This is a genomic window from Streptomyces sp. NPDC002602 (genome assembly GCF_042889445.1).
Classification (GTDB): Bacteria; Actinomycetota; Actinomycetes; order Streptomycetales; family Streptomycetaceae; genus Streptomyces.
This window is the reverse complement of sequence record NZ_JBIAQX010000001.1, coordinates 221238-242149: the sequence shown is the minus strand read 5'-3', so window position 1 is coordinate 242149 and position 20912 is coordinate 221238. Positions and strand designations below refer to the sequence as shown.

Here is a 20912-nt window from a genome sequence, read left to right as displayed (position 1 = left end):
CATTCTTTATAGGGTGCCTAGGCACTCCGGGGCCGGTCCCGCCCCCCGTTCACGACGGGACCGGCCACCGGCGTCGGTCAGTCGCGCAGCGGTCCCTCACAGCTGTAGGGGGAGGTCCCCGCCACCTTGTTGGTCCAGATCTCCACCGGGCCGAAGGAGCAGTTCATGTCGGCCAGGTTGTTGGAGGCCGCGCCCGCCCGGTCGAGGAGGAAGTAGTCCACCGTCTCGGACATGTCCTTGAAGTTCTGGTCGTCGTTGCGCCAGTTCTTCAGGTTCGCGGTGATCCGGCCGGTGCACGTGAACCGGCGCTTGCCGGGCTCGCCGTTCTCCACGCAGTCCGGGGTGTTGTACGTGGCCGTCGCGAAGGTGGACTTCACCGAGGCGAGCGCGGAGTCGCGCAGCCGGTCGTTGGCGGTGAAGGTGGTGTTCGGCACGTACAGCCGGTCCACCTTGGCGATCTGCGCGTCCAGGAAGCGGTTGTAGTCGCGCTGGAGGTAGGTGTCGGCGCCGGTGCGGTGGCGCCAGGCGTCGTACGCGGCGACGTCGTCGCCCCGAAGGTGGGTGTACATCTCGCGCAGCAGCATGGGCTTCTCGGTCCACAGGAACTCGAAGAAGGTGCCGGCGTAGCTGTAGAAGCGGAAGCCGTCGCCGTCGTAGGTGGCGTTGAGGAGTTGCTCCACGGTCATCCGGGGGCCGCCGCCCGCCGTGTCGGCGATGACGCTCTTGACCAGGGACTTGCGCACGGCGATGCCGTTGTCCCGGGTGGCTCCGTCGAAGAACTCGGCCGTGCCCTCGTCCATGGCGGTCGTGCGGTCGCCCTCGTACCAGGGGCCCTCGCCGAAGAACCCGGGGACGGCGTAGCGGCCGTTGAGGTAGTGGGTGTACTCGTGGCGGAACAGCTCCTCCAGCGTGAGGGAGGAGTCCTGGGGGACGCGGCGCTGGTAGGTGTAGAAGGTGGCGCCGTTCTCGATGTAGATGCCGCCGTTGTTGGTGCCGTAGCCGGTGAGGATGGGGTGGTAGTTCTCGTAGTCGGCGCGGGAGGCGTACAGCACGATGTTCAGCGTGGTGTTGGGGTCGCCGGCGAGCGGCTGCTCGGTGCCGAGCACCCGGTGGTACTGGGACTTGACCTGCTTGCTCGCGTAGTAGAGCTGGTCGACCGTGGCCCGGTCGAGGGCGGTGCGGACCTTGATGGCGCCGTTGTCGTAGGAGTACGTGTAGGGGAAGAGCTGCTTCTCGATGTCCTCCTTGCACACCCCGTACGGCTTGCACGCCTCGTAGAAGTTGAGCCAGGAGACGATCTTGGCCCACTGCTCGCTGCCGTTGCCGAAGCCGGACCGGACCGGTTCCAGCAGGGCGCCGAGGTCGGCGACGACCTGGCTCCTGAGGGCGTCGATCTGGCCGAAGCGGCCGTACTCGCCGAGCGCGTCGCGGGCCACCCACGCGTTGCCGCCGCCCTTGAGGTGGACGTGGCCGCCGAAGGCCTTGAACGCGGCGCGGTAGGCCGGGTCGGCGGAGACTGCGGCCTGGAAGGCGGCGTCCTGGTTGCCCGGGTAGACGCCGAGGTAGTTGACGGAGAGCGCCGCGAGGGCCGCGCCGCCCCATGAGGCGTCCTGGTTGGTCGCGGGGTGGGCCGCGTCCATGGTGGCGAGCACCTTCTTGATCAGGCCGAGTTGGTGCTGTCGCAGGCCGGGGGCGCTCGCCGCGTAGAGGGCCTCGCGCAGGGTGCGGGCGTTGGTCTGCGTGGCGTCGAAGGTGTGGGCGGCGGCGCCGAAGTCCGCGACGGCGCGGCGCATGGCGTCGACGGTCGGGGCGTCGGTGACGTCGATCTCGTCGCGGGAGTAGTCGTGGTAGGCGACGGCGTGCAGGTAGGTGAACATCTCCTCCAGGTGCGAGGAGTTGCGGCCGTCGTGGGCGGCGGCCGCCGCGGATATCCGGCGGGAGACGGCCTGGACGTGGGCGTCCGACATGACGGGCGCGAGGCGGGCGTCCCAGGTCCAGATGAGGCCGCGCAGACAGCCGTCGGCGAGGACGGCCGGGTCGCCGAGGAAGTCGGCGAAACGTTCCGGCGAGAGGCCGGTGATCCCGTCGAGGGTGCAGGGAACGGCCACGGCCTGGTTCCGGGTGGTGGGCGCGGCCTGGGCGGTGGCCGCCTTGCGGTTCTTCTCCGAGCGCTCGCCGGCCGAGGCCGAGGCCGCGTCGAGGGCCTTCGCGACGGGGCGCGCGACCCCGGGGATCGCGCCCTTGTCGACGGCGAGGCCGCCGGGGGCGGTGGCGGGGGCCGGTACGGGCTCCCGGGCATCGGCGAGGCGGTCGACCTCGTCGAAGGGGTTCGGCGCGCCGACGCCGGGGGCGCCTGCGGCGGGGGCGCCGGCCGCGAAGGTCGCGGGAACCGTCGCGCCGTTCTCGGCCGCCCGGGTCACGGCCTGCCCGGCCGAGGCGAGGAGCGTGACCGCGACGGCGGCCGAGAGGAGGGACGTACGCACAGCTCTGTGCTGGGACACCGAGAACTCCTGGTGGGGAGGGGAGGTGGGGGAAGTGGTGCGCGAACTGCCTGCGGTGAACTGCCCTGCGTCACACGGCGTTTGACGGGGATTAACGTGCCGCGGTGTGAGCTGTAACATAGTAATGTGAAATTGCACTGACAAGACCTGTGCGACCACCAGTTCGCTTCTTCTTCAGGGAGCCCCCGTGACCGACACCCCCTCCGGCCTCCACATCGGCAGCCACGACCTGCCCGTCTCGCCGGAGTTGTCCCGCTTCATGGCCGCCGACTGGACCGCCACCCCGCTCCCCGACCGGGGCCCGGCGCCGGCGTCCGCCGTCACCCCGGCCCGTCGCGCCCGCCTCTCCGCGCGCTTCCCGGGCGAGCGACTGATCGTCCCGGCGGGCGAGTTGAAGGTCCGCTCCAACGACTGCGACCACCGCTTCCGGCCGCACAGCGCGTACGCCTGGCTGACCGGCCTGACCGGCGAGGACCAGGTGGGTCACGTCCTGGTGCTGGAACCCTCCGGTGCGCACGGGCACGAGGCCGTGCTGTACCTGCGGCCCCGATCGCCGCGGGCCGACGGAAACGAGGAGTTCTACCGGGACCGCCGGTACGGGGAGTTCTGGGTGGGGCGCCGCCCGGACCTGACGGAGACCGAGCGACTCACCGGCCTGCGCTGCGCCCACCTGGACACGCTCGGCTCACCGCCGGCCCGCAACGCCTCCTCCGACCCCGAACTCGCCGCCGCGCTGTCGGAGTTGCGCCTGGTCAAGGACGCCTGGGAGGTCGAGCAGTTGCAACGGGCGGTGGACCACACCACGGCCGGGTTCGAGGACGTCGTACGGGCACTGCCGCGCGCGCTGGCCCATCCGCGCGGGGAACGCTGGATCGAGGGGGTCTTCGGCCTGCGCGCCCGGGCCGAGGGGAACGGCACCGGCTACGAGACGATCGCCGCGTCCGGCGCCCACGCCTGCGTCCTGCACTGGATCCGCAACGACGGCCGCTTGAACCGCGACGAACTGCTGCTGCTGGACGCGGGCGTCGAGACGGACACCCTCTACACGGCGGACATCACCCGCACCCTCCCCCTGTCGGGACGGTTCTCGCCGGTGCAGCGGCAGGTGTACGAACTGGTCCTGGCCGCGCAGGACGCCGGGATGGCGGCGCTGCGCCCCGGCGCGGGCTTCCGCGACTTCCACCGGGCCGCGATGCGGGTGATCGCGGAGGGGCTCGCCGAGTGGGGCGTCCTGAAGAACGCGGCGGGCGACCTGCACCGGCGCTACACCCTGTGCGGCAGCGGGCACATGCTGGGGCTGGACGTCCACGACTGCGCGAAGGCGCGGGCCGAGACCTACCTGGACGGCACGCTGGAGGAGGGGCAGGTGCTCACGGTGGAGCCGGGGCTGTACTTCCAGCCCGACGACGAGACCCTGCCGGCGGAGCTGCGCGGCATCGGCGTGCGCATCGAGGACGACCTGGTGGTCACGGCGAAGGGCGCCCGACTCATGTCGGGCGCCCTGCCGAGGTCCGTGGCGGACGTCGAGGAGTGGATGGGCCGCCTTCTGGCGGGGTGAGCGGGGGCCCGGTCACCGGGCGGGGGACGGGCGGCGGTCAGTGGTTCCAGTCGTTCCGGTAGCCGCCGTCGTGCCAGTTGCCCTGGTAGCCGTCGTACCCGTGGCCGCCGTCGTGCCAGTCGTCGTTCCAGCCGCCGTCGCGCCAGCCGCCGTCGTTCCAGTTGCCGTCGTTCCAGTTGCTCCAGTTGTTCCAGTTGTTCCAGTTCGGGTCGTTCCAACTGGCATCGCGCCAGTTGGAATCGTTGCGCCCGCCGTTGTCCCAGCACCAGCCCGGCCGGTAGTTGCCGCGCGCGGGGTCGCAGCAGGCGGACCACTCGCCGTAGCGCGAGTCGGAACACCAGTCGGCCTGCGGAAGACTTGTCGGAAGACCTGTAGCGAAGGCGCCACTGACGGGCATCAGACCGAGCGTGAGCCCGGCCGCCCCTGTCACGGCTGCCGCAACGAACCCACGGCGCATGTCCATGCACCTCCGAGTGTTGGTGGCGAAGCATGCCAAAACGGTCTTAACCACACTCCCCCGGCTTCGGGCCGCTGTCAAAATCACGGCAGGACGGCGATGCCGTCGAGTTCGACCAGCGCCTCCTCGTCCCAGAGCCGGACCACGCCGACGACGGCCATCGCCGGATAGTCCCGCCCGGCCAACCGGCGCCAGATGCGGCCCAGTTCACCGGCGTGCTCCCGGTACGAGGCCACGTCCACCGCGTAGACGGTGACCCGGGCCAACCCCCCGGGGGTACCGCCGGTCGCGGCCAGGGCCGCCAACAGGTTGGACAGCGCCCGCTCGAACTGTTCCGGCAGGCTCTCGCCCACGACCTTGCCGGAACCGTCCAGCGCGGTCTGGCCCGCCAGGAAGACGAGGCGGCCGCCCGTCATGGCCACGGCGTGCGAGAAGCCGGTCGCCGGGGAAAGCTCATGCGGGTTGTGGCGTTCCAGGCTCATCCCGCCACCTCCCGGTAGAGCTCCTTCGCGATGATCGTGCGCTGCACCTCGCTCGCCCCCTCGTAGATCCGCGGCGCCCGCACCTCCCGGTACAGGTGTTCCAACAGGTGCCCCCGCTGGAGGGCGACGGCCCCGTGCAGTTGGACCGCGTGGTCCACCACGTACTGGGCGGTCTCGGTGGCCAGCAGCTTCGCCATGGCCGCCCGTCGCGGGACCTCGGGCGAGCCGCTGTCGTAGGCGCCGGCGGCCGCGTAGACCAGCAGGCGGGCCGCCTCCACGCGGGTCGCCATCTCCGCCACCCGGTGCGCGACCGCCTGGAGGTCGGCGAGGACCCCGCCGAAGGCGGTCCGGCCCGCCGTGTGCGCCAGCGTCGCGTCGAGCGCCGCCCGCGCCATGCCGACGGCGAAGGCGCCGACGCTCGGCCGGAACCGGTTCAAGGTGTCCATCGCGACCCGGAAGCCGCGCCCCGGCTCCCCCAGCACGTCTTGCGGCCCGACCGGCACCCCGTCGAAGGCCAGCGCGCCGATCGGGTGCGGGGACAGCATCTCCAGGGCCTCGCCCGTCAGGCCGGGCCGGTCGGCGGGCACCAGGAAGGCCGTGATCCCCCTGGAACCCGAACCCTCACCCGTTCGGGCGAAGACGGTGTAGAAATCCGCCTCCGGGGCGTTGGAGATCCAGCGCTTCTCCCCGCGCAGCCGCCATCCCTCGCCGTCCCGATCGGCGGCCAGGGTCAGCGCGGCCGCGTCCGAGCCGGCCCCCGGCTCGCTGAGCGCGAACGCCGCCACGAGCCGGCCCTCCCGCACTCCGGGCAGCCAGCGCTCCCGCTGGGACGGGCTGCCGGCGCTCAGCACCGGGTGTGCGCCCAGCCCCTGGAGGGCGAGCGCCGTCTCCGCCTCCGTACAGCCGTAGGCGAGGGATTCCCGCAACAGGCACAGGTGGAGGGCGCCGGAGGTGAACACCCGCTCCAGCAGGCCCTCTTCGCCCAGTGCCGCGAGCAGCGGGCGGTTCACCCGGCCCGCCTCCCCCTTCTCGGCCAACGGCCTCAGCCGCTCGGTCGACAGTGCGCGCAACCGCCCGCACCATTGCTCGTCTTCCGCTTCGAGCGCGAATCCGGTCATCCGAATGTCCCCGCATCTATCGCGTCCTGTTGACTGTCGTCACCATCACGATACGCTCGTGTTGCCCACGCACGGACAGCTCCACCCCGTTCGGTTCCATACATTCGGTTCCATACAGCAGGGGCCGGCCCCCACACCGGGGCCGGACCGTCGCAAGGGGGCGAACCCGCCTTGGAGCTCATGCCTTCCGCTCACGTCGACACCTTTGCCCGTGACCATCTGCCGGCCGCGGACGCCTGGCCGCACCTGCTCTTCGAGTTGCCCGAGCTGGCCTACCCGGACCGGCTGAACTGCGGCGCCGAACTGCTCGACGCCACGATCGCCCGGTTCGGGCCGGACCGCCCGGCCTTCCGTGACGGAGCCGGCGCGGTGTGGTCGTACGGGGAACTGCGCGAGCGCGTCGACCGGATCGCCCACGTCCTCACGGCCGACCTCGGGGTGGTGCCCGGCAACCGGGTGCTGCTGCGCGGACCCACCGGGCCGTGGCTCGCCGCCTGCTGGCTGGCGGTGATGCGGGCGGGCGCGGTGGCCGTGACCGTACTGGCCGGGCAGCGGTCCCAGGAACTGGCCACGGTGTGCGCGATGGCCCGGGTCGGACACGCGCTGTGCCACGTGGACGCGCTGGACGACCTGGTGAAGGCCGAGGTGCCCGGGCTGCGCGTCACCCCGTACGGCGGTGAGGCCCCCGACGACCTGCTGCGGCTCGCCCAGGGACATCCGGAGCCCTTCGAGCCCGTCGAGACCTCCGCGGACGACGTGGCCCTGATCGCCTTCACCTCCGGCACCACCGGGCGCCCCAAGGGCTGCATGCACTTCCACCGGGACCTGCTCGCCGTGGCGGACACCTTCTCCCGCCATGTGCTGCGTCCCCGACCCGACGACGTGTTCGCGGGCAGTCCGCCGCTCGGGTTCACCTTCGGCCTCGGCGGGCTCGTGGTCTTCCCGCTGCGCGCGGGGGCCAGCGCACTGCTGCTGGAGCGGGCGGCCCCGCGGGCGCTGCTGCCCGCGCTCGCCGAGCACCGGGTCACCGTCCTGTTCACCGCGCCCACCGCCTACCGGTCGATGCTGGACACCCTGGGTCCGTACGACACCGGCGCGTACGACCTCTCCGCGCTGCGCCGCTGCGTCTCCGCGGGCGAGAACCTGCCCGCCGCCACCTGGCGGGCGTGGCACGAGCGGACCGGGTTGCGGATCATCAACGGGATCGGTGCCACGGAGCTGCTGCACATCTTCATCTCGGCCGCCGACGAGGACGTCCGGCCCGGTGCGACCGGCCGGGTGGTGCCCGGCTGGCAGGCCCGGGTGGTGGACGCGGCCAACCGGCCGGTGCCGGACGGCGTGCCGGGGCTGCTGGCCGTCCGCGGCCCGGTGGGCTGCCGGTACCTGGCCGACCCCCGGCAGCGGGACTACGTACGGGACGGCTGGAACCTGACCGGCGACACCTACGTACGCGACGCGGACGGCTACTTCCGTTACGTCGCCCGCGCCGACGACATGATCATCTCCTCGGGCTACAACATCGCCGGCCCGGAGGTCGAGGAGGCCCTGCTGCGCCACCCCGACGTGGCCGAGGCGGCCGTGGTCGGCCGGCCGGACGAACGCCGCGGGCAGATCGTCGTGGCGTACATCGTCCCCCGGGACGGCGCGGTCCTCACCGAGGACGCGCTGCGGGCCTTCATGCGCGAGGAACTGGCCCCGCACAAGTGCCCGCGCTCGTTCGTCTTCCTGCCCGCCCTCCCGCGGACCGCGACCGGGAAACTTCAGCGGTTCCGGCTGCGCGATCCAGCGCTGTGACCGGAATGGTTCACCGTGTCACGGCGCCCGGCACGGCACCGCGGCGCGTTGTCGGACCGCCCGAGTACGTCCAGTACGAGCGGCGGTGCTCCGCCTTGCGATGCACCGCACCGGACACCGCGCCCCGGCAAGCCTTTCCGGCCACAGCACTAGAGTGAACCCGTGGTCGAGCAGCACACTCCGCGATCCCTGATCGTCACGTTCTACGGTGCCTACGGGCGGGCCTTCGAGGGCGCCGTCCCGGTGTCCGCGCTGATCCGCCTGCTGGGCGCGGCCGGCGTGGACGCGCCGTCCGTCCGCTCGTCGGTGTCCCGGCTGAAGCGGCGCGGCTTCCTGCTGCCCGCGCGCGCCGCCGACGGGTCGGCCGGGTACGAGCTGTCCCCGGAGGCCCACCTGCTCCTCGAGGACGGCGACCGGCGGATCTACGGATCCCCGCGCCTGTCCGAGGAGTGGCTGGTCGCGGTGTTCTCCGTGCCGGAGCAGGAGCGGCACAAACGTCACCTGCTGCGCTCCCGGCTGGCCCGGCTGGGCTTCGGTTCGGTCGCGCCCGGCGTGTGGATCGCGCCCGCGCACCTGCACGGGGAGACCGGGCGGACGCTGGAGCGGCTGCACCTGACGACGTACGTGGAACTGTTCCGCGGCGCGCACCTGGGTTTCGCCCCGACCTCCGAGGCGGTGGCCCGATGGTGGGACCTGGCCGCCCTCGCCAAGCAGCACGAGGAGTTCCTGGACCTCCACGAGCCGGTCCTGCGGGCCCTCCAGTCGGGCCCGGCCCCCACCGCCGAGGAGGCCTACCGGGGCTACCTGCTCGCGCTGGACACCTGGCGGCGGCTCCCGTACGCCGACCCGGGGCTGCCCCGCGAGCTGCTCCCGGCGGACTGGCCCGGAGACCGGGCGGCGGCGGTCTTCGCCGAGCTGCACGCCCGGCTGCGGGACGTCGGCGCGGGATTCGTGCAGCACTAGGCCGTCTCTATTCGGATCTTGCCGGACGACGCGGGCTTGACCGGCAGGATCCGAAAGAGACGGCTAACTGCAATCCCACATGAACCGGCCTTCGAGATGGTCGGAGCTGAGGAAGAGGAAGCCGCTTCCGTAGCCGAAGTTGAGGAAGAACGGGTCCTCCTCCATCTCGCCCCGGTCCTCGAACTGGCAGAGGAACAGCCAGGAGTCGTCGATACCGGAAGCCTGGTGGTTGGGGTAGATGGCCTCGCCCCCCAGAAAGTCCCTCGGCCATTCCCCCTCGGGGAACTCGGCTCTTGGCCCCCCGTTCTGCCGAGGACGGAAGCAGGCGGCGGCTTGGTTCGCCGCCTCGTCGAGTTCTGGCGGCACCGGAGTCAGGTCTGTCAGCCATTCGACGGGAACCTCTTCGTCGTCCGGACCCCACCGCCACAGGGTCCTGCCCCGTGTGTCGGGGGAGCCGATCGACGCGAAGGTCGGTATCCGCCCACCCGGCTGCACCAGGACGACGGCCTCACCGTCCTCGGGGGTGTCGCCGCCCATGACCACGCCCTCCTCATGCAGAAACAGGTACGCGAGGCGCACCTCGTCTCCCGGCACCCGGAACTGGCCGATGAACACCAGGGGCTCGCCCGTACGCGGATGCACCGGCCAGGCCGGCGCATCCAGCCAGACCGGCTGCCCGCCGAACTTCGACACCGGTTCCATGACCGGCTCGGGCGCGGCCCGGAAGGACATCCGCAGCCGCGGCAGGAAGGCTGCATCGTAGGGGCCCGCGGCGCGGCCCGTCGGCTCGGAGATCATGTCTGCGACGCTACGGCACCCCGCCGACAGCACCCACCTGGGCCGACTTCTTCGGATCCTGCTCGACCTGCAAGATCCAGAAGAGCCGGGCCTGGGCCCCCGGTCAGCCGCGGCCCGTCGGGGGGGTGCGGCTGCCGGCGCGGTAGGGGGCCGGCCAGGGCGCGGCCGGGCCCTGGTACGCCTGGTCGGCGGCCGCGTGCAGGGTCCAGTGCGGGTCGTACAGGTGGGGGCGGCCGACCGCGCAGAGGTCGGCGCGGCCCGCGAGGAGCAGGGAGTTGACGTCGTCCCAGGAGGAGATCGCGCCGACGGCGATGACGGGGACGCCGAGGGCGTTGCGGATCCGGTCGGCGTAGGGGGTCTGGTAGGAGCGCCCGTACTCCGGGGCCTCGTCCGCCACGACCTGGCCGGTCGAGACGTCGATGGCGTCCGCCCCGCGGGCGACGAAGGCGGCGGCGATCCGTTCGGCGTGCTCGGCGGTGGTGCCTCCGGGGGCCCAGTCGGTGGCCGAGAGCCGGACCGTCATGGGGCGGTCGTCGGGCCAGACCGCGCGGACCGCGTCGAAGACCTCCAGCGGGAAGCGGAGCCGGTTCTCCAGCGGCCCGCCGTAGGCGTCGGTGCGGTGGTTGGTGAGCGGGGAGAGGAACCCGGAGAGCAGGTAGCCGTGCGCGCAGTGCAGTTCCAGCAGGTCGAAGCCGCAGTCGGCGGCCCGGACGGCGGCCGCCGCGAAGTCGGAGCGGATCGCCGGCAGGTCGGCGGCGTCCAGGGCGCGCGGAACCGCGGAGATCCCCGGCCGGTAGGGCAGGGCGGAGGCCGCGACCAGGGGCCAGTTGCCCTCGGGGAGGGGGTCGTCCATGCCCTCCCACATCAGGCGGGTCGATCCCTTGCGGCCGGAGTGGCCGAGTTGGACGCCGAGGGCGACGCCGGGCGCGGAGGTGTGCACGAAGTCCGTGATCCGCCGCCAGCCGGCCGCCTGTTCGGCGGTGTACAGGCCGGTGCAGCCGGGGGTGATGCGGCCCTCGGCGTTCACGCACACCATCTCGGTCATGACCAGACCGGCGCCGCCCAGGGCGCGGGAGCCGAGGTGCACCAGGTGGAAGTCGCCGGGCACGCCGGTCCCGTCGGGCGCCGAGTACATGTCCATCGGCGAGACCACGACCCGGTTGCGCAGGGTGAGTCCGCGCAGGGTGAACGGGGTGAACATCGGCGGGGTGTGCGCGTCCGGGCAGCCGAATTCCCGTTCCACGGCGCCGGTGAACCGCGCGTCGCGCAGCCGCAGGTTGTCGTGGGTCACCCGTCGGCTGCGGGTCAGCAGGTTGAAGGCGAACTGTCGGGCGGGCTGGTCGACGTACCCGGCGATCTCCTCGAACCAGCGCATGCTGGCGGCCGCGGCGCGTTGGGTGCTGGCCACCGCGGGCCGCCGGGCCGCCTCGTACGCGGCGAGCGCGGCCGGTACGTCCGGTTCGGCCGCCACGGCCTCCGCGAGGGCCAGCGCGTCCTCGACGGCGAGTTTGGTACCGGATCCGATGGAGAAGTGCGCGGTGTGCGCCGCGTCGCCGAGGAGGGCCACGTTGCCCTGGGACCAGCGCGCGTTGACGACGGTGTGGAAGCGGGTCCAGGTCGAGCGGTTCCCGCGCAGGGGTCGGCCGCGCAGGGCCTCGCTGAAGATCTTGGCGCAGCGGGCCGCCGACTCGTCCTCGTCGCAGAGGTCGAGGCCCGCCGCCCGCCACACCTCCTCCCGCATCTCGACGATCACGGTGGAGGCGTCGGCGGCGTAGGGGTAGGCGTGCAGTTGCATGACCCCGTGTTCGGTCTCCGCGATCTCGAAGCGGAAGGACTCGAAGGCGAAGTCGGCGGCCAGCCAGACGTACCGGCAGCGGCCGGGCGTGACGCTCGGACCGTAGTGCCCGGCGCCGCTCTCCCGGGTCGCGCTGTGCACCCCGTCGGCGGCGATCACCAGGTCGTGGGAGGCCGCGAGTTCCCGGGCGTCCGGTGCCTCGGCCCGAAAGCGGAGGTGGACCCCGAGGCCGGCGCAGCGCTCGTGGAGGATCTCCAGGAGCCGGCGCCGTCCGAGGGCGGCGAAGCCGTGGCCGCCGGAGGTCAGCAGCCGGCCGCGGTGGACGACGTCCACGTCGTCCCAGCGGACGAACTCCGCGCCGAGGGCGGCGTGGACGACCGCGTCGGCCCGTTCGATGCCGCCCAGGGTCTCGTCGGAGAGCACCACGCCGAAGCCGAAGGTGTCGTCCGGGGCGTTGCGCTCCCAGAGCTCCACGGCGTGACCCTGCCGGGCCAGCAGCGCCGCCGCGTACAGTCCGCCCGGTCCGCCGCCCACGACGGCGACCCTCAGGGTCTTCTCGACGGCCACGGGGGCTACCTGCCCTTCCACTGCGGCGGGCGCTTGCCGGTGAAGGCGGCGTGGAACTCGGCGTAGTCGGCGCCGTTCATCAGCAGTGCCTGGGTGTTGGCGTCCAGCTCGACCGAGGCGGCCAGCGGCATGTCGAGTTCGGCGGTCAGCAACGCCTTGGTCTGTGCGTAGGCCAGGGCCGGGCCGGCGGCCAGGTGGGCGGCGAGTTCGGCGGCCCGGGTGTGGGCCTTGCCCTCCTCGGTCAGCTCGCTGAGCAGGCCGATCCGTTCGGCCTCGGGGGCGCGTACGGGTTCTCCGAGCATCAGCAGCCGGGTGGCGTGGCCGAGGCCGACGACCCGGGGCAGCAGGTAGGCGGCGCCCATGTCGCCGCCGGAGAGGCCGACGCGGGTGAAGAGGAAGGCGAAGCGGGCGGTGGGGTCGGCGATGCGGAAGTCGGAGGCGAGCGCGAGGACGGCGCCGGCCCCGGCGGCCACCCCGTGGACGGCGGCGATCACCGGGAACGGGCATTCGCGCAGGGCCCGGACCACCTGGCCGGTCATCCGGTTGAAGTCGAGCAGTTGGGCGGTGTCCATGGCGAGGGTGGCGCCGATGATCTCGTCCACGTCTCCGCCGGAGCAGAAGCCGCGCCCCTCGCCGCCCAGTACGAGGGCGCGCACGGAGCGTTCACGGGACAGTTCGGCGAGCAGATCGCGCAGGTCGGCGTAGGCGCCGAAGGTGAGCGCGTTCAGCTTGTCCGGTCGGTCGAGGGTGACGGTGGCCACGCCGTCCTGCCGGGTCACCCGGAGGTGGCGCCACCGTTCGGTCGCTGAGGTGGAACCGAGGAAGGGGCTCACCCGACCGACGGTATCACCGGTCCGTGACTCCCGTCACAGAAACGCGACACCCGACGCGGGCGTGTCCGCGCCCCGCGCCGAAGGTCCCCGCCGCCCGTGGCACTGGTCCCCCCGCGTTTCGGACGGGGTGCCCTACGGGGCCACACTTCGGGTTCGTATCGTTGAAACCGGGAGTTACCCACCCCCGGCCCGCCTCCCATGGAAAAGGACAGCCCCGCCTTGCCCGACCCATCCGCCTGGCGGATCGCCCTGCCGCACACGGCCGCCGCCGTGCCCCTCGCGCGCGCCCTGGTCCGTACCGCCCTCGCCGACGTCGAACCGTCCGCGGACAGCGACACCGCGGAGCTGCTGACCGCCGAGCTGGTCGCCAACGCCGTCGAGCACACCGCGGGCCGGGCCCCGATCGAACTGGTCGTGGAGCTGCTGGCGAACGGCTGCCAGGTCGAGGTGCACGACGGCGACCCCCGCCCCCCGGGCGATCTCGTGACCCGCCGGGACGACGCGCACCCCGATCCCTGGCAGGAGCACGGCCGGGGCCTGCTGCTGATCCGGACGCTGAGTTCCGCCTGCGGCCACCGGCCCACCGAGCACGGCAAGGCGGTGTGGTTCACGCTGGCCGCGCGCCGGCACGCGTGACGAGGCGGCGCGGCCCGCGGGAAGCACACGGCCGGAACCGTGCGACCCGGGTCCCGCGACCCGGGCCCAGCGATCCACGACCCACGACCCGCGATCCGCGATCCGCGATCCGCGATCCGCGATCCGCGATCCGCATGACTATGCGGGGAGATCCGCTCCCGGCTTGGCCAGCGTCGCGACCAGCACGGCCTTGATGGTGTGCAGGCGGTTCTCGGCCTCGTCGAAGACCACGGAGTGCTCGGACTCGAACACCTCGTCCGTCACCTCCAGGGACTCCAGCCCGTGCCGCTCGTGGATCTCCCGCGCCACCGCCGTCCCGAGGTCATGGAAGGCCGGCAGGCAGTGCAGGAACCGCACGTCCGGGTTCCCGGTGGCGCGCAGCACGTCCATCGTCACCGCGTACGGGGCCAGGGCCGCGATCCGCTCGTCCCAGACCTCCTTGGGCTCGCCCATGGACACCCAGATGTCGGTCACGACGAAGTCGGCCTGCGCCACGCCCTCGGCGATCTCCTCGGTGAGGGTGATCCGGGCGCCGCTGCGCGCCGCGAGGTCGCGGGCCGCGGCCACCACCGACTCGGCGGGCCAGTAGGCGCGGGGCGCGACGATCCGCACGTCCATGCCCAGCAGCGCGCCGGTCACCAGGTAGGAGTTGCCCATGTTGAAGCGGGCGTCGCCGAGGTAGGCGAAGGTGATCCGCTCCAGCGGCTTGGCACAGTGCTCGGTCATGGTGAGCACGTCGGCCAACATCTGGGTGGGGTGCCAGTCGTCGGTGAGGCCGTTGAAGACGGGCACGCCGGAGTACGCGGCGAGTTCCTCGACGATCTCCTGGCTGTCGCCCCGGTACTCGATCCCGTCGAACATCCGGCCGAGCACCCGGGCGGTGTCCTTGACGGACTCCTTGTGTCCCATCTGGGATCCGGTGGGGTCCAGGTAGGTGGTGTGGGCGCCCTGGTCCGCGGCGGCGACCTCGAAGGCACAGCGGGTGCGGGTGGAGGTCTTCTCGAAGATCAGCGCGATGTTGCGCCCCTGGAGCAGGCGCCGCTCGGTCCCGGCCCGCTTGGCGGCCTTGAGGGCGGCGGCGAGTTCGATCAGGCCGCGGAACTCGGCGGCGGTGAAGTCGAGCTCCTTGAGGAAACTGCGGCCGACGAGTTCGGTGGCCATGGGGACACTCCAGGGTGACACTGACAGGGGATGCTGGAAGTCTATACGATCCTCCGCATTGATATACAGCCGCATCGATGTACGGCGCACCCCCCGGCAGGTCACCGCCCCCGCCGCCCTCCGGCAGACGTCAGACCGGGTCCCGCTCCACCGGGCAGCTCATGCAGCGCGGCCCGCCCCGCCCCCGCCCGAGCTCGCTGCCCGGGATCTCGATCACCTCGATGCCCTCCCGCCGCAGATGGGTGTTGGTGGTGACGTTGCGCTCGTACGCGATCACGACCCCCGGCTCCACCGCCAGCACGTTGCAGCCGTCGTCCCACTGCTCCCGCTCCGCCGAGTGCACGTCCTGGGTGGCGGTCAGCACCTTGATCGAGTCCAGTCCGAGCGCGGCGGCGATGGCCCGGTGCATGTGCTCCGGCGGGTGGTCGGTCACCTTGAGTTCGCTCGCCTCGGATCCCGGCTCGATCGTGTAGGAGCGCAGCATGCCCAGTCCCGCGTACTGAGTGAACGTATCTGCGGCCACCATCGTCATCACCGTGTCCAGGTGCATGAAGGCCCGCCGCTTGGGCATGTCCAGCGCCACGATGGTGGTCGCCGACCCGGCGGCGAACAGTCCGCGCGCCAGCATCTCCACGGCCTGCGGGGTGGTGCGCTCGCTCATCCCGATCAGCACGGCGCCGTTGCCGATGACCAGGACGTCGCCTCCCTCGATCGTCGAGGGGTAGTCGGCCTGCCCCTGCGACCAGTAGTGGAAGGCGCCGGAGGAGGTGAAGAGGGGGTGGTGCCGGTAGATCGCCTCGAAGTGGACGGTCTCGCGCTGCCGGGCCGGCCAGCGCATGGCGTTGATGGACACCCCGTCGTAGATCCAGGCGGAGGTGTCCCGGGTGAACAGGTGGTTGGGCAGCGGTCCCAGCAGGAAGTCGTCCAGCTCCATCGCGTGGAAGCGGACCGACACCGGCTCGGCGTGCGCGTCCAGGAACTCCCGCTTGGTCATCCCGCCGACCAACGCCTCGGCGAGCGCGTGCGCGGACAGCCCGTCGAAGACCGACCGCAGGTGGTCGGTGGCCAGCGGCCCGTACTCCTTCTCGTCGAAGACCCGGTCGAGGACGAGGTGTCTCGCCTCCGGGATGTCGAGGGCCTGCCGGAGCAGATCGCCGAAGAGGTGCACCGCGACGCCCCGGTCGCGCAACACGTCCGCGAAGCCGTCGTGTTCCTGGCGGGCGCGCCGCACCCACAGGACGTCGTCGAAGAGCAGGGCGTCCTTGTTGCTTGGTGTGAGCCTCTTCAGCTCCAGGTCGGGCCGGTGGAGGATGACGCGGCGAAGCCGCCCGGTCTCGGAGTCGACATGGAATCCCATGCCGTACACATTCCCAGACCGGGCGGCTTTTTGACCTGGCGTCGGCTCAGCGACCTCGGCGCAGGCCGAGAAGCCCTCAGCGCAGGCCGAGAAGCGCCGCCGGGGCACCGGTGAGCTCGGGGGCGGTCAGACCCAGCTTCGGGGCGGTGAGCCGCGGGAGCCCGTGGTTGCTGCCGTCCGGCATGCTCAGCGGGGCGCCGATCACCGCGCCGGGGCTCTTGGCGAGCAGGGTGGTCGAGGGAGCCTCCACCGAACCCTCGCCGTCCGTCTCGGGGCTGCCCGCCAGGTTCGGCACCGGGGAGGTGACGAGGGTGTGACCGAGGTCGGTGCCGATCGGAACCACCGGGAGTAGTGGGGCCGGAAGCAGGTCTCCCTTGTGGTGGCGCGGGGCCTCGGGGGCGCCGACGACCGGCACCGGAACACCGGTGGCCACACGCGGGGTGTCCACGCCCAGCGTGGTCTCGACGGCCTCGAGCGGGACGGCGACGGGTACCGCGTCGGCCAGGGCCGGGGTGGCCGCGCCGGCAGCCGCCAGACAGGTCATGAGCGCCGCAATGCTTCCGCGCGCGGTCATCTTCATAGGTGGGGTTCCGTCCTTTCGGGGTCGCGGACGTTCCGCTGCCCTGGATGAACGATCCCGCCGGTGGTTTTCCCGGAGTTCTCCGCGAAAGTTCCCCCATACGACCTAATTCGAGGCCGTACGGGGGCCCTTGCTTTACGCGCCGTGCGGGGGCCTTGCTCTACGCGTCGTGCGGGCGGCCCGGCGCGCGCGGTGTCACAGTCGCGGGTCGACCGGCTCCGACTCCAACGCCAGGACGGCGAACACCGCCTCGTGCACCCGCCACAGCGGCTCACCGGCCGCCAGCCGGTCCAACGCCTCCAGTCCCAGGGCGTACTCGCGCAGGGCGAGCGAACGCTTGTGACCGAGGAACCGCCCGCGCAGCCGCTCCAGGTTGTCCGGGCGCGTGTACTCCGGACCGTAGATGATCCGCAGGTACTCGCGCCCGCGCACCTTCACCCCCGGCTGGACCAGGCGCCCCTTGCCGTCCCTGGCGTACGCCACGAGCGGTTTGACGACCATCCCCTCGCCGCCGGCGGCGGTGAGGTCCAGCCACCAGTCGGTGCCCGCCCGCACGGAGGCCTCGTCGCCGGTGTCGACCACGATCCGGCCCGTGCCGCGCAACAGCCCGGTGCCGGCGGCCTCGTCGGCGGCGACGAGCCGGTCCAGGAGGGCCAACTGCTCGTCGTGCGGCACGGCGGCCAGCGAGCGCCCGGCGGCCGCCAGGACCTGGAACGGCGCGAACCGTACGCCGTCCAGCCCGTCGGTGCTCCAGCAGTAGCGCCGGTAGGCGTCGGTGAACAGGGCCGCGTCGCCGGCCCGTTCGCGCTGGCGGGCGGTCAACGCGGCGGTGTCCACGCCCCGGGCCCCGGCCGCCTCCAGTGCGGCGAGGGCGTCGGGGAACACGGCACGGGAGGCGGCGCCCACGGCGGCGTACTGGTTGCGCAGCAGGCCGGTGGACTTCAGCGACCAGGGCAGCAGTTCCCCGTCGAGGAGCAGCCAGTCCGTGTCGAGTTCCTCCCACGTCCCGGCGTCGGTGACCGCCCGACGGATCCGGGTGAGCACCTCCTCGGTGACCTCGGGGTCGTGGAAGAAGGGGCGCCCGGTGCGGGTGTGGACGGAGCCCGTGGGGCCGTCCACACCGAACCGCTCACGGGCGGCCCCGGCGTCCCGGCACACCAGGACGGTGGCGCGGGAACCCATGTGCTTCTCCTCGCACACCACCCGTTCGACGCCGTCCTTGCGGTACTGCTCGAAGGCCTCGGCGGGGTGTTCCAGGTAGCCCTCCTGCCGCGAGGTGGCCGTGGGCGCCATCGTGGGCGGCAGGTACGGGAGCAGCCGCGGGTCCACCGCGAAGCGGCTCATGACCTCCAGGGCCGCCGCCGCGTTCTCCTCGCGCACGTTGACGTTGCCCAGGTGCCGGGTCTCGACGATCCGGCGGCCGATGACGTCGTCCAGGTCCAGCGGACGTCCGTCGTGTCCGCCCGGGGTCTCGGCGGCGAGCGGCTTGACCGGCTCGTACCAGACCTTCTCGGCCGGTACGTCGACCAGTTCGCGCTCGGGCCAGCGCAGGGCGGTCATCTTCCCGCCGAAGACCGCGCCGGTGTCGAGACAGATGGTGTTGTTGATCCAGGACGTGTTCGGGACCGGGGTGTGGCCGTAGACCACGACGGCCTTGCCCCGGTAGTCCTCCGCCCACGGGTAGCGCACGGGCAGGCCGAACTCGTCGGTCTCGCCGGTGGTCTCGCCGTACAGGGCGTGCGAACGGACCCGGCCGGAGGTGCGGCCGTGGTACTTCTCCGGCAACCCCGCGTGGCAGACCACCAGCCTGCCGCCGTCGAGCACGTAGTGGCTGACGAGACCGGCGATGAACGTGCGGACCTCCCGGACGAACTCCTCCGGCTCGCGGGCGAGCTGCTCGATGGTCTCGGCCAGGCCGTGGGTCCGCCGGACGTCGGATCCCTTGAGGTGGCGGCCCAGCTTGTTCTCGTGGTTCCCCGGTACGCACAGGGCGTTGCCCGAGCCGACCATGCCCATGACGCGGCGCAGGACTCCGGGGCTGTCCGGGCCGCGGTCGACGAGGTCGCCGACGAAGACGGCGGTGCGGCCCTCGGGGTGGACCCCGTCCTCGTAGCCGAGTCTGGTGAGCAGGGTCTCCAGCTCGGACGCGCAGCCGTGGACGTCGCCGATGATGTCGAAGGGGCCGGTGAGGTGGGTGAGGTCGTTGAAGCGCTTCTCCAGCACGACCTCGGCCGTCTCCACCTCCTCGACGGTGCGCAGGACGTGGACCTTGCGGAAACCCTCGCGCTCCAGTCCGCGCAGCGAGCGGCGCAGTTCGCGCCGGTGCCGCTGGATGACCTGGCGCGGCATCCCGGCCCGGTCGGGGCGGGCGGCGTTGCGTTCCGCGCAGACCCCCTCGGGCAGGTCGAGGACGATGGCGATGGGCAGGACGTCGTGCTCGCGGGCGAGGCGGACCAACTGTCGGCGGGACTCCTGCTGCACGCTGGTCGCGTCGACCACGGTGAGGCGGCCCGCGGCGAGCCGCTTGCCGGCGATGTGGTGCAGGACGTCGAAGGCGTCCTTGCTCGCGCTCTGGTCGTTCTCGTCGTCGGCCACCAGGCCGCGGCAGAAGTCGGAGGAGATGACCTCGGTCGGCTTGAAGTGCTTGCGGGCGAAGGTCGACTTGCCCGATCCGGTGGCGCCGATGAGCACGACGAGGGACAGATCGGTGACGGGGAGCACGCGCCCCCGGTCGGTGGTGGTGGCGCCGTCTTCGGTGGCGGTGGTGCCGTCTTCTGCGGCGGTGGTGCCGTCTTCGGTGGTCATGCTGCCTCGCCCTCCTTCGGGGTGTGGGTGTGGGTGTGGGTGTGCGGCGCGTCGGCCGCGGCGGTGTCCTCGCGGGTGAAGACGGCCATCTGGGTCGGCGGCCCGACCTGCGGGTCCTCGTCCCCGACGGGCGCGTGGGTGACGGAGTAGCCGTGCCGCGCGGCGACCCGGTCCGCCCAGGCGCGGAACTCCTCGCGGCTCCATTCGAAGCGGTGGTCGCCGTGCCGGACGTGCCCGGCGGGCAGGGACTCCCAGCGGACGTTGTACTCGACGTTCGGGGTGGTCACCAGGACCGTGCGCGGGCGGGCCGCACCGAAGACGGTGTACTCCAGGGCGGACAGCCGGGGCAGGTCCACGTGCTCGATGACCTCGCTGAGGACGGCCGCGTCATAGCCCGCCAGCCGCTTGTCGGTGTACGCCAGGGAGCCCTGGAGGAGGGTGAGTCGGGAGCTCTGCCGCTCCCCCATCCGCTCCGGCCGCAGCCGCTTGACGGCGGTGCCGAGCGCCCGCATGGACACATCCACCCCGACGACCTCCGTGAAGGACACGTCCTTGAGCAGGGCCTGCAGCAACTGCCCCTGGCCACAGCCCAGGTCGAGGACGCGGGCCGCACCGGCGGCGCGCAGCGCATCGAGGATCGCATCGCGACGTCGCACCGCGAGCGGCACCGGACGTTCCTCGGTGTCCTTCGTCTCGTCCACCGCGTTGTCGATCTCCTCGACCTCGCTGCCGTCCACCTCGGCGAGGCGGACCAACTCCAGGCGTTCCAGGGCATCCTGGGTGAGCCTCTTGTGGCGGGCGAGGTAGCGGGCGGTGATGAGCCCGTTCTCGGGATGGCCGGCCAGCCAGCCGTCACCGGCGCGCAGCAGCTTGTCCACCTCGTCGGGCGCCACCCAGTAGTGCTTGGCGTCGTCCAGCACGGGCAGCAGGACGTACAACTGGCGCAGCGCGTCGGCCAGGCGCAACTCGCCTTCCAGCACGAGCCGTACGTACCGGGAGTCGCCCCACTCGGGGAACCGTTCGTCGAGGGGTACGCGCGTCACGCCGACGGACTCCCACCCCAGCGGGCCGAACAGCCGGCGCACCAACTCCTCCCCGCCGCGGGCGGGCAGCGCCGGGATCTCGATCCGCAGCGGCCGGGTCTGCTCCGGCAGCTCCGGGCGGGCGAAGCACTGCCCCTTGAGGGCGCTGCGGAAGACCCCGCTGAGCGCGACGGCCAGCAGTGAGGAAGCGGCGTAAGGACGGTCGTTGACGTACTGCGCGAGGGCCGCGTCGGGCGCTCCGCCCCGCCCCTTGCCCTGCCCGCGGCGAACGAGTGCGACGGGGTCCACTTCCAGCAGCAGCGCCGCGGTGCACTCCTCGTCCGACGCCACGGGGTAGAACACGTGCGCGGTGCCGTGGGAGGTGGAGAACGCCTGCGCCTTCCCGGGATGCTTGTGCAGCAGAAAGCCCAGGTCGGTGGCGGGGCGTACGGGGGTGCCGGTCGTGGAGATCGTCAGGAACATGC

At 72.3% G+C, this 20912-nt stretch carries 16 protein-coding genes; 4 read left to right on the top strand and 12 right to left on the bottom strand.

The window, feature by feature from the left end; translation table 11 throughout:
- Positions 1 to 77 precede the first annotated feature (77 nt).
- Positions 78 to 2501 (bottom strand): collagenase, encoded by a 2424-nt coding sequence (locus ACFYW3_RS00925; protein WP_389385152.1) that lies wholly within the window; start codon positions 2499 to 2501, stop codon positions 78 to 80.
- 187 nt (positions 2502 to 2688) lie between these two features.
- Here ACFYW3_RS00925 and ACFYW3_RS00920 point away from each other — a divergent pair, with 187 nt between their 5' ends.
- Complete coding sequence (locus ACFYW3_RS00920) at positions 2689 to 4059, top strand: aminopeptidase P family protein (protein ID WP_389385151.1); 1371 nt, start codon at positions 2689 to 2691, stop codon at positions 4057 to 4059.
- Between the two features lie 37 nt (positions 4060 to 4096).
- Here the strand turns inward: ACFYW3_RS00920 and ACFYW3_RS00915 are convergent, their stop codons facing one another.
- The 3 genes from ACFYW3_RS00915 to ACFYW3_RS00905 form a co-directional block, all read right to left on the bottom strand.
- Positions 4097 to 4456 carry a hypothetical protein gene (locus ACFYW3_RS00915; RefSeq protein ID WP_389385150.1) on the bottom strand — a complete coding sequence of 120 codons (360 nt, stop codon included), beginning with the start codon at positions 4454 to 4456 and terminating at the stop codon, positions 4097 to 4099.
- A 143-nt stretch (positions 4457 to 4599) separates the two neighbouring features.
- A complete protein-coding gene (locus ACFYW3_RS00910) occupies positions 4600 to 4998 on the bottom strand; it encodes a RidA family protein (protein WP_351758782.1) in 399 nt (132 codons plus the stop codon).
- Entirely contained in the window at positions 4995 to 6116 is a 1122-nt protein-coding gene (locus ACFYW3_RS00905) for an acyl-CoA dehydrogenase family protein (protein ID WP_389385149.1), read from the bottom strand. Before ACFYW3_RS00905 ends, ACFYW3_RS00910 begins: the two co-directional genes overlap by 4 nt.
- A gap of 180 nt (positions 6117 to 6296) precedes the next feature.
- Here ACFYW3_RS00905 and ACFYW3_RS00900 point away from each other — a divergent pair, with 180 nt between their 5' ends.
- Entirely contained in the window at positions 6297 to 7910 is a 1614-nt protein-coding gene (locus ACFYW3_RS00900; protein ID WP_389385148.1) for an AMP-binding protein, read from the top strand.
- A 162-nt stretch (positions 7911 to 8072) separates the two neighbouring features.
- Positions 8073 to 8873, top strand: coding sequence for a PaaX family transcriptional regulator C-terminal domain-containing protein (locus ACFYW3_RS00895; RefSeq protein WP_389385147.1), 801 nt, complete (start codon positions 8073 to 8075; stop codon positions 8871 to 8873).
- Between the two features lie 63 nt (positions 8874 to 8936).
- Here the strand turns inward: ACFYW3_RS00895 and ACFYW3_RS00890 are convergent, their stop codons facing one another.
- The 3 genes from ACFYW3_RS00890 to ACFYW3_RS00880 all read right to left on the bottom strand — a co-directional run bounded on the left by ACFYW3_RS00890 (position 8937) and on the right by ACFYW3_RS00880 (position 12866).
- Positions 8937 to 9704 (bottom strand): hypothetical protein, encoded by a 768-nt coding sequence (locus ACFYW3_RS00890; RefSeq protein ID WP_389385146.1) that lies wholly within the window; start codon positions 9702 to 9704, stop codon positions 8937 to 8939.
- 70 nt (positions 9705 to 9774) lie between these two features.
- The gene (locus ACFYW3_RS00885; RefSeq protein ID WP_389385145.1) at positions 9775 to 12033 is read right to left on the bottom strand and encodes a bifunctional salicylyl-CoA 5-hydroxylase/oxidoreductase; all 2259 of its coding nucleotides are present in this window, start codon (positions 12031 to 12033) and stop codon (positions 9775 to 9777) included.
- Positions 12034 to 12038: 5 nt separating this feature from the next.
- The gene (locus ACFYW3_RS00880) at positions 12039 to 12866 is read right to left on the bottom strand and encodes an enoyl-CoA hydratase family protein (RefSeq protein WP_351758766.1); all 828 of its coding nucleotides are present in this window, start codon (positions 12864 to 12866) and stop codon (positions 12039 to 12041) included.
- Between the two features lie 198 nt (positions 12867 to 13064).
- Here ACFYW3_RS00880 and ACFYW3_RS00875 point away from each other — a divergent pair, with 198 nt between their 5' ends.
- Positions 13065 to 13502, top strand: a complete 438-nt coding sequence (locus ACFYW3_RS00875; RefSeq protein ID WP_351758763.1) for an ATP-binding protein — start codon at positions 13065 to 13067, stop codon at positions 13500 to 13502.
- 138 nt (positions 13503 to 13640) lie between these two features.
- On the opposite strand, the gene argF is transcribed toward ACFYW3_RS00875, so the two are convergent.
- The 5 genes from argF to ACFYW3_RS00850 all read right to left on the bottom strand — a co-directional run bounded on the left by argF (position 13641) and on the right by ACFYW3_RS00850 (position 20910).
- Entirely contained in the window at positions 13641 to 14663 is a 1023-nt protein-coding gene (gene argF / locus ACFYW3_RS00870) for an ornithine carbamoyltransferase (protein ID WP_351758760.1), read from the bottom strand.
- 130 nt (positions 14664 to 14793) lie between these two features.
- The gene (locus ACFYW3_RS00865) at positions 14794 to 16020 is read right to left on the bottom strand and encodes an arginine deiminase (RefSeq protein ID WP_389385144.1); all 1227 of its coding nucleotides are present in this window, start codon (positions 16018 to 16020) and stop codon (positions 14794 to 14796) included.
- A 76-nt stretch (positions 16021 to 16096) separates the two neighbouring features.
- Complete coding sequence (locus ACFYW3_RS00860; RefSeq protein WP_351758754.1) at positions 16097 to 16600, bottom strand: hypothetical protein; 504 nt, start codon at positions 16598 to 16600, stop codon at positions 16097 to 16099.
- A 195-nt stretch (positions 16601 to 16795) separates the two neighbouring features.
- Complete coding sequence (locus ACFYW3_RS00855) at positions 16796 to 19405, bottom strand: polynucleotide kinase-phosphatase (protein ID WP_389385143.1); 2610 nt, start codon at positions 19403 to 19405, stop codon at positions 16796 to 16798.
- Positions 19402 to 20910: a 3' terminal RNA ribose 2'-O-methyltransferase Hen1 gene (locus ACFYW3_RS00850; RefSeq protein WP_389385142.1), complete on the bottom strand. Its 1509-nt coding sequence runs from the start codon at positions 20908 to 20910 to the stop codon at positions 19402 to 19404. The genes ACFYW3_RS00855 and ACFYW3_RS00850 overlap by 4 nt, the downstream gene beginning before the upstream one ends.
- Between the last annotated feature and the right edge of the window lie 2 nt (positions 20911 to 20912).